This is a genomic window from Corynebacterium sp. AOP36-E1-14, assembly GCF_052377495.1.
Taxonomy (GTDB): Bacteria; Actinomycetota; Actinomycetes; order Mycobacteriales; family Mycobacteriaceae; genus Corynebacterium.
Genome location: NZ_JBQSWV010000005.1, coordinates 1 through 12554 on the forward strand (window position 1 = coordinate 1; position 12554 = coordinate 12554).

Annotated in this window: 13 protein-coding genes; 9 read left to right on the top strand and 4 right to left on the bottom strand. The window is 69.1% G+C overall.

Features of this window, described 5'->3' with window-relative positions; translation table 11 throughout:
- Positions 1-989: alpha/beta hydrolase family esterase (locus tag ACT3TD_RS03520; protein ID WP_444614697.1), on the bottom strand; the 989-nt coding region annotated here is incomplete at its 3' end.
- Between the two features lie 348 nt (positions 990-1337).
- Here ACT3TD_RS03520 and ACT3TD_RS03525 point away from each other — a divergent pair.
- From ACT3TD_RS03525 to ACT3TD_RS03545, 5 genes are all read left to right on the top strand, one after another.
- Positions 1338-2060 carry a sulfite exporter TauE/SafE family protein gene (locus ACT3TD_RS03525; protein WP_301443607.1) on the top strand — a complete coding sequence of 241 codons (723 nt, stop codon included), beginning with the start codon at positions 1338-1340 and terminating at the stop codon, positions 2058-2060.
- Between the two features lie 4 nt (positions 2061-2064).
- A complete protein-coding gene (locus ACT3TD_RS03530; protein WP_301443606.1) occupies positions 2065-3546 on the top strand; it encodes an aminotransferase-like domain-containing protein in 1482 nt (493 codons plus the stop codon).
- Positions 3543-4250, top strand: a complete 708-nt coding sequence (locus ACT3TD_RS03535; protein ID WP_301443605.1) for an aspartate/glutamate racemase family protein — start codon at positions 3543-3545, stop codon at positions 4248-4250. The genes ACT3TD_RS03530 and ACT3TD_RS03535 overlap by 4 nt, the downstream gene beginning before the upstream one ends.
- A 218-nt stretch (positions 4251-4468) precedes the next feature.
- Complete coding sequence (locus tag ACT3TD_RS03540) at positions 4469-4654, top strand: hypothetical protein (RefSeq protein ID WP_301443604.1); 186 nt, start codon at positions 4469-4471, stop codon at positions 4652-4654.
- A 47-nt stretch (positions 4655-4701) separates the two neighbouring features.
- Positions 4702-5793: a YeiH family protein gene (locus ACT3TD_RS03545; RefSeq protein WP_441578756.1), complete on the top strand. Its 1092-nt coding sequence runs from the start codon at positions 4702-4704 to the stop codon at positions 5791-5793.
- A gap of 63 nt (positions 5794-5856) precedes the next feature.
- Here the strand turns inward: ACT3TD_RS03545 and ACT3TD_RS03550 are convergent, their stop codons facing one another.
- The gene (locus tag ACT3TD_RS03550) at positions 5857-6798 is read right to left on the bottom strand and encodes an ornithine cyclodeaminase family protein (RefSeq protein ID WP_441578706.1); all 942 of its coding nucleotides are present in this window, start codon (positions 6796-6798) and stop codon (positions 5857-5859) included.
- A 435-nt stretch (positions 6799-7233) separates the two neighbouring features.
- On the opposite strand from ACT3TD_RS03550, the gene ACT3TD_RS03555 reads away from it, so the two are divergent.
- The 4 genes from ACT3TD_RS03555 (at position 7234) to ACT3TD_RS03570 (ending at position 10205) form a co-directional block, all read left to right on the top strand.
- Positions 7234-7653 carry a hypothetical protein gene (locus ACT3TD_RS03555; protein ID WP_441578707.1) on the top strand — a complete coding sequence of 140 codons (420 nt, stop codon included), beginning with the start codon at positions 7234-7236 and terminating at the stop codon, positions 7651-7653.
- 106 nt (positions 7654-7759) lie between these two features.
- Positions 7760-9445, top strand: a complete 1686-nt coding sequence (locus tag ACT3TD_RS03560; protein WP_301444067.1) for a cholesterol oxidase substrate-binding domain-containing protein — start codon at positions 7760-7762, stop codon at positions 9443-9445.
- Between the two features lie 15 nt (positions 9446-9460).
- A complete protein-coding gene (locus ACT3TD_RS03565; RefSeq protein ID WP_301444066.1) occupies positions 9461-9646 on the top strand; it encodes a hypothetical protein in 186 nt (61 codons plus the stop codon).
- Between the two features lie 76 nt (positions 9647-9722).
- Positions 9723-10205 carry a nuclear transport factor 2 family protein gene (locus ACT3TD_RS03570; protein ID WP_301444065.1) on the top strand — a complete coding sequence of 161 codons (483 nt, stop codon included), beginning with the start codon at positions 9723-9725 and terminating at the stop codon, positions 10203-10205.
- An 11-nt stretch (positions 10206-10216) separates the two neighbouring features.
- Here the strand turns inward: ACT3TD_RS03570 and ACT3TD_RS03575 are convergent, their stop codons facing one another.
- Both ACT3TD_RS03575 and ACT3TD_RS03580 read right to left on the bottom strand, forming a co-directional pair.
- On the bottom strand, positions 10217-11062 hold the full coding sequence (locus ACT3TD_RS03575; protein ID WP_441578708.1) for a hypothetical protein: 846 nt from the start codon (positions 11060-11062) through the stop codon (positions 10217-10219).
- Positions 11063-11076: 14 nt separating this feature from the next.
- Complete coding sequence (locus tag ACT3TD_RS03580) at positions 11077-12546, bottom strand: heparan-alpha-glucosaminide N-acetyltransferase domain-containing protein (protein WP_441578709.1); 1470 nt, start codon at positions 12544-12546, stop codon at positions 11077-11079.
- Between the last annotated feature and the right edge of the window lie 8 nt (positions 12547-12554).

Consider the following 12554-nt stretch of genomic DNA (forward strand, 5'->3'; position numbering starts at 1 on the left):
GTTGCGGACTTGAAGAAGTCCCAGATCGCGCCGGGGCCGTCGTAGCGGGCACCGCCGGAGTTGCCCCAGTTGCCGGTGGAGGTGGGGAAGGAGTGCCCGCTGTGGTCCACGGCGATCAGCCGGACAGTGCTGTCGTCGGGAGAGCCACCGGGAGTGATACCTGAGGCGTCGCCCCAGGTCGTTACCTTGGCGTCTCCGTCCTGCACGGTGGTGGGTGAGCCGGTGTCCGCGATGCCGTTGCGCTGGGCGAACCATTCGGCACTGTCCTCGGCGGAGCGGACGTTCCCACGGCTCACGGCGTTGGCACCGGATCCGAGCACCACCTCGCCACCGTCGAAGGGGTTGATCGGGTCTTCGCGGCCCTGCAGGAACAGTATCGGCACCGGCTGGTGCTCATCGCTGCAGGTGAAGTTGTCGTCTGTGGGTACGTTGCCGTTCACTGAGGCCACGGCGCTGACCAGGTCGGGCGCCTCGTAGGCCAGGCGCTGGGCCATGTGCGCGCCGCTGGAGTACCCGATGGCGTACACGGGGGCAGCGACATCGGAGGCATCGGAGTCGCCGGAGTCGCCTGAATCCCCGTGGATCGTCTCGACCACGTGACGCATCAGGCCTACGTCGTCGAGATCCTGCTGCTTGGCGGGCCAGTCGCCGGCCGCGCGGCACTCGTTCCAGTTGTTGGCATACCCGTCGACGTAGGCCACGATGAACCCGTCGCGATCGGCGAGACGCTCCAGGTCCCGCCCGATCCCCGAACGGATGCCCGCGCCGGTGTCGCCGGTGCCGTGGATGACCAGCACCACCGGCAGCGGGGCCTCGTCTGATCGACCGGATCCACCGCTCTCCGGCGTGTAGACGTCCCAGGTGCGGTTGACCCCGTCGAGCGTGGCGGCGTGGGAGCTGTAGCCACCGTCGGAGGAGGCCTGCGGTGTCGTGCAGGACGTGAGCAGCAGGGCGCACGAGCCGACAACGGTGCCGACACTCGCTGTCACGGCGCGAAGGGTCACTCGTCGGCGGGTCATGGGCCCCAGTATGCCGAGCTTGGCGGGGACGCGGTGGCGCACCGAGCACCCGGAGCACCCCGGGTAACCCGCCGGACTCAATGTTTCTGGCATGTTTCAACTGGACCGCCCGTACTGCCCGTCCCGTGGATATTCAGGTCCAGTCGTCGGCACAGCAGGCTGGGGGAGTCCCGCACAACTGGGGCGGCGCGCCGGAGTGACCCTCCGCGCCCCCGCCGCCCGACGACGAGAGGCCAGGATCCCCATGGCACACCAGCAGCGCGCACCCCGCGCCTCCCGCGCACACCCCGCACATCTCACGGACCGGGGGTGCTGAGCATGTGCACCGCACTGCTGCTCACCGTCGGCATCGTGGCCGCGGTGATCCAGGCCGTCACCGGCTCGGGGTTCGCCCTGGTCGCCGCGCCCCTGGTCGTGCTCGTCGCGCCGAACCTGCTGCCCGGGCCGTTGCTCACGATCACCACGGTGCTGATGATCATCTCGGTGGCCACGTCGAAGCGGGCGAACCTGCGCAAGGACGCCCGCCTGCTCCTCCCCGCCGGGGTGGGCATCATCGTGGGAACGGTGGTCAGTGTGCCGTTCCTGGCGTGGATCGGGGAGCACCAGAAGGCGGTGAACGTGGTGGTGGCCCTGGGGGTGATCGTGGCGTTGCTGCCGCCGTTGCTCGGCAGGGTGATCACGACCTCTCCCACGCGCATGGGTGTGGGCGGGTTCGTGGCGGGCACGATGACGGCGACGGTGGCGTTGCCCGGCCCGCCGTTGCTGATGGTCTACCAGGCGCCGGACGCCCGCAGGTACCGCGAGGGTCTGGCGGTGATGTTCCTGGTCGCCTCGGTGTGTGGGCTGGTGGTGCTGGCCCCGACGACGGGACTGGCCCCGGACGGGTGGGACGGTATCGGCACGTTCGTCGTCGGCATCGTGATCGGTTCGGTGCTCGGCGTGGTGCTGGCCAGGCGTGCGCCGATGGGGCTGGTGACGATGCTCGGGCGGGTGGTGGCGTTCGTGGCGGCATGTCTGCTTCTGGTGTCGGGGTTATGCTGACCCGGTGCACAGCTTCACCGACGACTGGGCGGCCCTGGCCCACGTCACCCCGCTGCACGCGCGGGTGGGCGCGTTCCTGCGCCAGGGGCTCTCGCGGGGCGACTACCCGCTGAACCGCGCCCTGCCGTCGTCGCGTCAGCTCGCCGAGCAGCTGGGGGTCTCGCGCACCACGGTGCAGACCGCGTTGGAGCGCCTGGTGGACGACCGGCTGATCACGGCGAAGCCGCGCAGCGGCATGTACCCGGCCACCGCGCCCACCCTGCCACCGCCCGCGCCGGGGCGCGCAGCCGCGGACGACCCCGCAACCGCCCCCGCAGCGTCCTGCGTGGACTGGGACGAACTGTTCTACCGTGACGCCCCGCCGGTCACCCGGATCGTGGTGCCGGACCAGCGGCGCTACCCGTTCCCGTTCATGAGCGGGCAGGTGGAGGAGAACACGTTCCCCACCCGCTCGTGGCTCAAGGCGGTGAATGCGGCGATGTCGGGACGCAACCTGCACGTGGCACTCGGCGATCCCCGCGAGGGCGACGACCCGATGCTGGTCAACGCCCTGGTCGAGGAGGTGCTCGCCCCGCGTGGGGTGCGTGCCGGCCCGGACGAGGTGATGATCACCGCGGGCACGCAGCAGTCGCTGTCGTTGTTGTCGCTGGCGTTGGTCGGCCCCGGCGTGCGTGTCGCCTTCGAGAACCCCGGCTACGTCGACGCGTACCAGGTCTTCGCCGCCAGTGGGGCGCGCATGCAGCACATGCGCGTGGACCGGGAGGGCGCGGTGGCCCACGACGCCGCGGGTGCGCACCTGGTCTACCTCACGCCCAGCAGCCACCACCCGACGTCCGTGGCGCTGAGCCCGGAGCGTCGCCGCAGGTTCCTGGCGCTCGCCGAGTCGTCCGACGCGGTGGTCGTGGAGGACGACTACGACGCCGAGATCCGCCTGCAGGGTCCACCCCTGGCGCCGATGAAGTCCATCGACCGTTCCGGGCGCGTGGTGTACCTGGGCACGTTCTCGAAGTACCTCGCGCCGGGGCTGCGCATGGGCTACGTGGTCGCCGCCCCGGAGCTGATCGCCGCGTTGCGACGCTTCCGGCACTTCTCCACGAAGACGCCCTCGCCGATGCTGCAGCGCAGCCTGGCGTTGTTCGTGCGCTCCGGTGACTACGCCCGCCAGCTGCGCAGCTACCGGCTGCGGGTGCGGTCGAAGTACGAGCAGTTCCGCGAGGCGGTGGGCACCTACCTGCCGGACATGGCCGGGCAGCTGGTGGTGCCGCAGATGAACATGTGGATGCACGACCCGCAGGGGGCGGACACGGCCGACTGGTCGGTGCGTGCCCGCGGCAGGGGAGTGCTGGTCAGTCCCGGTGAGCTGTACTACGCGCCGGGTGCGGTGGTGCGCCGCGACGAGGTGCGCGTGGGCCTGGCCTCGATCTCGGAGGTGCGCATCGCCACGGGCGTGCGCGAGTTGGCCGCGGCGCGCGGGGGTCTGCGGTGACCCGACGCATCCTGCTGGTCAACCCGAACACCAACCAATCCACCACCGCGATGATGGCGCGGCGGCTGCGCGCCGCCCTCGGGCCGGACGCTGCGCTCGCCGAGGCTCCCGGCTGCGTGGTGACCGCCGTGACCGCTGCGCGCGGCCCGGCGATGATCACCACGCCGGACGCGCTGCAGGACGCCGCGGGGCATGTGGTCGACGCCGTGCGTGGTGCGCTGCAGGATGCTGCACAGGACGGTTCGCAGGACGGATCGAGCTTCGACGCGGTGCTGGTCGGCGCCTTCGGCGACCCGGGTGTGCGGGAGCTGCGCCACCTGCCGGCGTTGGACGGGGTGCTCGTCACCGGCATCGGCGAGGCCGCCCTGCTCGCCGCCACGGCCGCGGGAGGACGTTTCGCCATCGCGACGACCACCGGCGAGCTGGCGGGGTCGTTGGCAGAGCTGGTGGCACGGGTGGGGGTGGCGGAGTCGTACACGGGACTGGAGCTCACACGCACCGACCCGTTGGTGCTGGCGACCTCGCCACAGGCCAGCCGGTGTGAGCTGGCGGTGGCGGTGGAGCGCGCGGTGACGAAGGGGGCCGACCGTGTGGTGATCGGCGGCGGTCCGCTCAGCGACGTGGCCGCGGAGCTGGAGTCGACCTACCCGGGAGTGATCGTGGAACCGGTCGTCGCGGCGGCGCGGTTGATCCGCGGGGCGTGATCCCCGCCTATGTGTCTCCGACGTCCGCACGCCACCGGCGCAATCCCTGCATTTCGGTCCGATCTCTGACAGCGACCGGACCGAAATGCCGGGATTGCGCCGGGCAGCAGAGGTGTTGGAGCCACCACCTCCCAGGGCTTGACCGTCGTGGCGGCGCGGTTGATTCAGGGGGAATGGAACGCTTCCACCAGGTAGACTGAGTTGTCTATCTTCGGTGCATGACGACACACACCAGCGAGGACACGGCGAACAGCGGACCCGGCGAGTCAGACGAGTCGAACGAGGCCGTCAGGCAGGTCGCCAGGTTCGCCCTGTCGGAGGACTGGGCTGCCGTGGTCGCTGGGCTGGGGATCCTGGTCCTCGTGCTGGCCGGCGTGATCACCGAGAGTTGGCTGGTCCTGTGACCGCCACGGTCGGTGGCGTCGGTGAAGGCAGCATCGAGCGGGCAAACCTGCAGGACGGTCGGCGTCTCGAGTGGCGCTGGGCCGTCGCCGGGCTCGTCGTGGTCCTCGGCGGCGGGGCGCTGACCCGCTACCTCACCGAGAACGTCCCCGAATGGTCCGAGGGCACGGCGGTGGCGAAGCTCGGCGGGGCGGTCGAGTTCCCCGTCTACGCGATCCTGATCGGGCTGTCGCTCAACGCGGTGCTGTCCGCCCTGGGGGTGCGGGGGCGCCTCGCCGCGGGGTTCCGCACCGAGTTCTTCATCAAGACCGGGCTGGTGTTGCTCGGCGGCACCGTGGTGCTGTCGGTGATCCTGCGGGCCGCAGGGCCGGCGGTGCTCCAGGCACTGGTGCTGATCACCGGGGTGTTCTTCTTCACCTGGTGGGTCGCGGGCAGGCTGGGGGTGGACGATCACCTTCGTGCGCTGCTGGCTTCGGCGGTGTCGATCTGCGGGGTCAGCGCGGCGATCGCCGCGGCCGGGGCGGTGAAGGCGAAGAAGGAGCACCTGGCGTACACGGCGACACTGGTCATCGTGTTCGCCCTGCCGTCGATCTTTCTTCTCCCCTGGTTGGCGCAGGTACTGGGGTTGCCGGACGCGGTGGCGGGTGCCTGGATCGGCGGCAACATCGACACCACCGCCGCGGTGAGCGCGGCCGGTGCGTTGGCGGGGGAGGACGCCCTGCAGATCGCCTCGATCGTGAAGCTCACCCAGAACGCACTCATCGGATTCGTCGCCGTGGCTCTGACCGCGTGGTTCGCGGTGAAGGTTGATCGGGGAGAGGGCGCCCCGAGGTTGCGTGCCATCGACTTCTGGCACCGTTTCCCCAAGTTCGTGATCGGCTTCGTGGCGGCGTCGGTGATCGTCACGGTGGCCGCGGAGTTCCTCGACGAGGCGACGATGGAGGGTGTGGACGCCACCGTGAAGGGCTTCCGCGACTACTTCCTGATCCTGGCGTTCGTCTCCATCGGCCTGGAGTTCGAGGCACGCACCCTGAAGGAGGCGGGGGCCCGCCCGGTGGCGGTGTTCGGACTGGCCACCGTGTTCAACCTCGTGCTCGGCCTGCTGCTGGCCACGGTGCTGTTCGGCAGCTTCGAGGTGTGAGCGAGCGTCCGCGGTTGATCCACGGGGCGTGATCCCGCCTATGCACCTTCGACCTCCGCCGTGTCAGCGTTCCTCGGTGCTGTAGGCGACCTCGGCCACGGCGAGGTCCTGCCAACCCATGCCCACGGTCTTGAGGAGCACCGGGCCGGGGGCGTCCACGGGTCCGTCGTTGACCAGCTCGCTGAGCGTGTGCAGGTCATCGGTGCTGATCGTGGTGTTGTCGACGGCGATGCGCACATCACCGGCCTCGCGCATCGCAGTGTCCACGTCCTCGACGTACACCGTGGCCCGTGACAGCAGGACGTCGTCGGTCTCCCGGGCGTCCGGCTCGTGGGATCCCATCGCGACCACCAGGGCGTCGTCACGCACCAGGGAACCGTCGAAGAGCGGCGCCCTGGCACTGGTGCAGCACAGCACCAGGTCGGCCTGCGGGACATGGTCGGCCGGATCGGTGCCGGCGACGGCGCTGACACCGTCCTGCGTGAGTCGGGCGACCAGCTCGTCGACCTTGCTCTGGCGGCGACCCAGGACCGTGACGGAGTTGATCGGTCGCACCGCGGCGGTGGCGTGGACGTGGTTGTAGGCCTGCGGGCCCGTGCCGAACAGGACGACGTCCACCCCGTCACCGGTGCGCCCACGCCCGGGGGCGAGGTGGCGCACACCGACCGCGGAGAGCGCTGGGGTGCGGATCTCGGTCAGTGAACTGCCCTCCAGGACCGCGCTCGGCTCCAGGGTGGTGGCGTTGAACAGCAGGTAGAGGCCCTGGATCTTCGGCAGTCCGGCCGCGGGGTTGTCGGGTGCCACGCTGGCGACCTTCACCCCGGCGGAACCACGGGTCTGCGCGGGCATCAGCAGGAAGCTGCCGTGGTCGAGCGGGACGCTGCTGCGGGCGGGTGTGCCCGCGGGGTCGAGGCCGTCGCGCAGGGTCTGCTCGATCGCGTCGACGGCGGAGAGCATGGGGACGCGCTGACGGACCTCGTCGGCGGTGATGAACGGTAGCGGCATGCCGCCCAGTCAACCATCCGCCCGCCGTCCACGTGGCGGCCGGCCGCAGGAGAATGCCGGCGCGGTTGGCGGGGGAGTTTTACGTCGAGGGGCAAACATAACAATTATCCGGAACCTACAATTGCAATAAATGAGCGGTCGTAAATGGGGGAACAATTAACGTTTATCGCTAACTTTCGAACAGTGTTTATCCTGGTAGCTAGTTTGATTCACTATGCATATAAGTCTCCACATTGCGAACCTGGTGATCTATATTCGGTCCACTCCTCAACACTGGGGAGGTCCGAAAGGAGAGGAAATGCTCGACGCAATTCTGGAACTGGCTGTCGTTCCAATCAATCTAGCCCTTGGCTTGGCCACCATTGTCATTGGTGTCATTCCGGCGGCAATCATCGGAATCATCGGAAGCTGAGGGGACTGGCAATGACCACCACCATGAGCACCACCACCAAGAAGTTCGCCGTTTCGGCGTGCCTGACCATGACCGTCATGGCCGGCGGAGTCGCGACCGCGGCCGCCGACGACGTCTCGACACCCACCATCGGGTCCGCCGAAGGAATCATCTGGAACCCGAGCCACGACGAGGACCTCCGGAACTGGAACGTGTGCAGCGGTCCGGCAGCGTCGTGGGAATGGCTGCTGGCCAATTTCCGTGACCACGGTGCCGACATCCGCGAGTCGCTGTCGCCGAACAGTCTCGCCGAGCTGATCGGCCTGCCGATCAGGCTCCTCGTCCAGATCCCGGTGTACGCGATCCAGGACACCCTGTTCCACCTGCCCACCACGATCGGGGACATCCTGTCCTACTGCTCGTCCGCCCGCCCCATCACCTCCGGGTCGATCAGCGGTTCGTAGGACCGTAGGACGATCCCCCGGGACCAACCCACCTGTTGTCGACACCCCGAGCACGGCCGCACGGCCGGGTCTCGGGGTGTTTCAACCTCCAGAAGAAGGACAGGACATGTCAGACTACGACGTCACACGAAGGAACTTCGGGAAGCTCTCGGCCCTCGCGGCCGCCACAGTCATCTTCTCGCCCATGGGCCGTGCCGCGGCGGTGACCCGCGACCCGGAACTCATGTCGAACTTCCCCGAGGGGATCAAGCTCACCCAGGCGGTGTTCAGCAACTGGGACAACACCATCGTCACCGGCAAGATGTGGACCGCGGTGCCCGGGAGTGAGGACGACGTCCTCGCGCTGGCCAACTGGGCCGCGGCGAGCGGCGTGAACCTGCGTCCGTTCGGGTACCAGCACAGCTGGTCGCCGGTGGCGACCGTCGGACGTCCGCACCCGCGGACCGTCCTCGTCGACGTGCGCGAACTCGCCGGCGTCACCGCGACGACGGACTCCACGGTCACCGCGTGGTGCGGGACCAGGATGGACGACCTCCTGGAACGGATCCACGGGGTCGGAAGGACGCTGCTCTCCGTCCCCGCCCCGGGGGACATCACCGTGGTGGGTGCGGTGGCGGTCAACGGCCACGGCACGGGACTCTCCACCGTCGACGAGCCCCACACCGACGGCCGGACGCTGTCCACCATGAGCAACCTGATCACGCAACTGAGGTTCCTCGAGTGGGACCACGACACCGGGACCTACCGGGCGACCACGGTGAACAGGGACGATCCCCGATGCGCGGCGCTACTGACCTGCCTGGGGTCATGCTTCATCATCAGCGTGACGCTGCAGACCACCCCGGACGTCAACGTCCACTGCATCAACAGGACCGACATCGACATCGACGACATCCTGGCAGCACCGGAGGACGCGGGGGAGAACTCGTTGACCTCCCTGCTCGAGGTCAACGGACGGGTCGGGTTCATCTGGTACTGCTTCACCAGGACACCCTGGGTGCAGATCTGGCGGCGGGCGGACCAACGCCCCGCCGGGGCCAGGTGGGTCACCGGGCCGTACAACTACCCCTTCGCCGACACCCTCCCGGACGTCGCCGCGAACACCCTGGAGAAGATCGTCTCCGGGCAGGACCGGCTCGCACCGGCCTTCGGGAGCTTCATGTTGTCCGCCACCAAGGCCGGGCTGACGGCGACGGGGGCGCGCAACATGTGGGGGCCGAACAAGTGCTTCGTCCACTTCGTGCGGCCGACCACGCTGAAGGTCGCGGCCAGCAGCATCGGTGCCGTCGTCCCACGCAGCGAGCTCCAACGGGTCGCCCACGACTTCTCCGCGGTGTACACCAGCCTCCTGGACACCTACCGGGGTCAGCGGAAGTACCCGATCAACGGCGTCGTCGAACTCAGGGTCAGCGAGGTCGACGACCCCGCCCACAGCGTGGTCGCCGGCGCCGTGGCGTCCTCGCTCTCCGGCGCCTCCCGTGTACCGGGGAGTCCGGAGAAGGACACCGTGATCTGGTTGGACGTCCTGACCCTGCCGGGCACCCCGCACGCCGACGAGTTCTACGCCGAGCTGGAGGAGACCCTGCGCTCCCGAATCGGCGGCTACGCGACACTGCGGGGTGAATGGGCCAAACGGTGGGCGCACACCCCGGCCGGCCCCTGGACCAACAGCAGCCTCTCGGACCTCTACGTCGACTCATTGCCGGACGCCAGGGACGCCGTCGCCGAGCTGCGCGGCAACGACCCGAAGGGCGTCTTCGCCTCACCGTTCGTGACCACCCTTTTCGCCTGAAGAAAGTAGACCACCATGTTTCTCGATGCCGTGTACGGAATCGTCCTGTCCTCGCTCGACGCGATCGCCTCGTCGGTCCGGCTGGACTTCCCGACCTTGTCCGACAGTCTCGTCTCCCTCACCGGCGGCCTCGTGGCCCTCGGCTCGTCCGTCACCGCCCTCGGATCGACCGGGCTGAGCCTGTCGATCCTGGGCAGCTGACACCCCACCCCGCCGTACAACCGGAAGGACAACCATGAGAATTCGCCCGATCACCACAGTGACCACAGTGACCTCAGTGACCACCGTAACGGCCGCCGCCGTGCTGGCCGTCGGCCTCGTCGGCTGCTCCGCCCCCGAGGACGCAACCGCGGTGGCCGACGCCTCGACACAGCAGGTGTCGGCGGTCAAGGACTCCTCGAACCTCGACACCGTGACCACGTTCTACGAGGACTTCTTCAACGGGCACGACCCGGCGGCGGCCGACGTCATCGCGCAGGACTACATCCAGCACAATCCCGAGCTCCCCGACGGCCGCGCCCCGTTCGTCGACTTCTTCACCGACTACTTCGAGCAGAACCCCGCCTACCGCAGCGAGATCGTGCGCACCGCGGAGGACGGAGACCTGGTGTACCTCCACGTGCACTCCACCAACGGCCCCGACGACCGGGGCCAGGCAGTGGTCGACATCTTCCGCGTCGTCGACGGGGAGATCACGGAGCACTGGGACGTGATCCAGGACGTGCCGGCCACGTCAGCCAACTCCAACACCATGTTCTAGCGCGACCTGTCCTAGCGCCACGTGACGGAGGCCGGTCGCGTCCGGTCGGCGGAGGCGCCGGGGACGCCGCCGCCGTAGTCGAACCGCAGGCCGACCGGCACGCTCGGCCAGTCGGGGTCGGCGGGGGCGTGCGACAACACGCCGCGGGCGTAGTGGCGTCCTGCGACCAGCTCGCTCTGGATGACGGGGAGACGGCTGACCGGGGGGATCCCGCAGCCGTCGTCCACGCTGCCGACCACCTGGTTCCCGTTGAGGCCGTCCCGGCTCATGGGGACCATCATCGGTGTGGGGACCGCCGACGTGGCGTCCGGCAGCGCGGTGAGGACGACGGGGTCGTCGGTGAAGCGGGGGACCGCGCCGAGGTACACGATGTCGAAGGCGAAACACAGGTAGTGGTCGACGCTGTCACCGGCGAGGGGGTCGAGCAGGCTCACGCTCTCCCGGCCACGCGGGACGCCGTCGTGGGCGGTGATCGACCACACGAGCAGCCTGCCCTCCTCGTCCGCCGTGGCGACCGTCGCGGCGTCGCCGAACGCCAGCGACGAGCCGGGCGCGGTCAGCACGACCTCCCGGCCGTTGGGGTAGAGGTACACCGGCAGCGGCACCTCGTCCTGGGAGGGATTCTGGGAGGGTCCCTGCGTGGGGTCCTGACTGGATTCTTCGGACGGTGTCGCGGAGGCGGACTCACCGCCGCGGCCCGTGCCGCCGATCGTCGAGGGCGGGCGGACGTGCTTGCCGCCGCCGTTGCCGACGGGATCACTGTTCCCGTCGTTCCCGCCGCCGTCACCACCGCACGCGGACACGGAGAACAGCAGGGAGGCGACGAGACAGGTGGACACCACGCTGGTTCGCTTCACGGAACGTCCTTTCTTCATGAGCTCGGGGTCGGGTTCGGTGTCGGGGTGCGGCCCACGCCCCGTGTCGCGAACCGGCAGATCCGTGACACGATCTCCTCCAACGGGCCCCGGCCCCGCACCAGGGTCCAGACGACGGCGAAGAGAACCGCCCCCACGATCTGGACGATGAGGAGGGTGACCCTGTTGTCGCAGTCCGCGTCCAACGCGAACTTGAGGAACAGCAGGTGCGAGACGTAGATGGTCAGGGTCATCGAGCCGACGGCGATGAGGGGGGTGAGCAGTTCCCGCACACCACTGGCGATCAGGAGGAACACGCCGATCGCCAGCACCGCCAGCCCGGCCGCGGAGACGACGGACAACGTGGTGTTGGTATGGGGACCCGAGGTCGCCAACCACCACCACGTGTCCGTGGGGAGGCGTCCGTCCGGCCCGTAGTCCAGGACCTCCTGGATGTCGGTCGCGTCGTAGCCGTCCGTCAGTTCGTAGATGTTGCGGAACACCCGGCCGTAGTCGAGCAGGAACGTCGAGAGCAGGATGCCGAACGCGGCCGTACCGCCGCCGACGACGACCAGCCAGATGTGCGTGACCACGGAGCGCAGGTCCAGCCTGCCCAGGGTCATCCCGACGCAGATGTAGGCCATCCAGGTCACGGCCGGGTAGGTTCCACCGACCGTGAGGGTGATCAGCATGTCGAGCGGGCTATCGGCGACGTCCGTGAAGCTGGGGTTGAGCGTCGTGGTGTAGCCGCCCCACGCGGCCACCAGCCTGATGACCACCGGCCCGAGGGCGGTGAAGAGGAGGGCGAAGGCCAGGAGATGACGGATCCGCAGCCCCGTCAGCGCTATGGCCACCAGGAACATCAGGGCGTAGTAGGGGAGGATGTTGTACACGGGGACCCCCACCTGGTCGAGGAGGAGCCCGATAGCCAGGATGATGAGGGCGCGCACGGCCAGCGACACCCTGTCACGGCGCAGGCGCAGGCCCGTGTGCGGGTTGTTGGCCCCGGTGATGAGGGCGATGGTGACACCGGCGAGCACTCCGAAGAGCGCCGACGAATGCCCTGCGAACAGTCTCCACACCATCGTCGGCTCGCCGGTCAGCTCGTTGTAGGCCGGCATCGTGTGGACCGCGACCATCCCCAGGAGCGCGAAGCCCCGCGCCGCGTCCAGTCCTGTGATCCGGCGCGGGTCATCGACGGGTCCGAAGGCGGCCCGCCTGCTCCACCGTTGCGCGGATCCGTGGGACTCGCCCAGCGGCGGGGGAGGTGCGAAGGACGTGGGGTCCAGCTCGTGTTCACCGTCCCAGATGGGACGGACCCGCGCCGGGCCGGGCAGGGGCCGGACGCTGTCGGCGGCGGCCTCCTTCGGGACGCCCGGTGCGTCCGGCAGTGCTCCGTTGCCGGATGCGGGCACCAGGGATGCAGGTCGGCTGGGCCAGGTGTCGGGGCGGGCTCGTGCACCGCCTGTTTCGGGGGAGGTGTCCAAGGTATTTT

Coding starts and splice junctions, on each gene's coding strand:
- ACT3TD_RS03525 (WP_301443607.1), top strand. CDS start 1,338: ATGTGCACCGCACTGCTGCTCACCGTCGGCATCGTGGCCGCGGTGATC.
- ACT3TD_RS03540 (WP_301443604.1), top strand. CDS start 4,469: ATGACGACACACACCAGCGAGGACACGGCGAACAGCGGACCCGGCGAG.
- ACT3TD_RS03550 (WP_441578706.1), bottom strand. CDS start 6,798: ATGCCGCTACCGTTCATCACCGCCGACGAGGTCCGTCAGCGCGTCCCC.
- ACT3TD_RS03555 (WP_441578707.1), top strand. CDS start 7,234: ATGAGCACCACCACCAAGAAGTTCGCCGTTTCGGCGTGCCTGACCATG.
- ACT3TD_RS03560 (WP_301444067.1), top strand. CDS start 7,760: ATGTCAGACTACGACGTCACACGAAGGAACTTCGGGAAGCTCTCGGCC.
- ACT3TD_RS03565 (WP_301444066.1), top strand. CDS start 9,461: ATGTTTCTCGATGCCGTGTACGGAATCGTCCTGTCCTCGCTCGACGCG.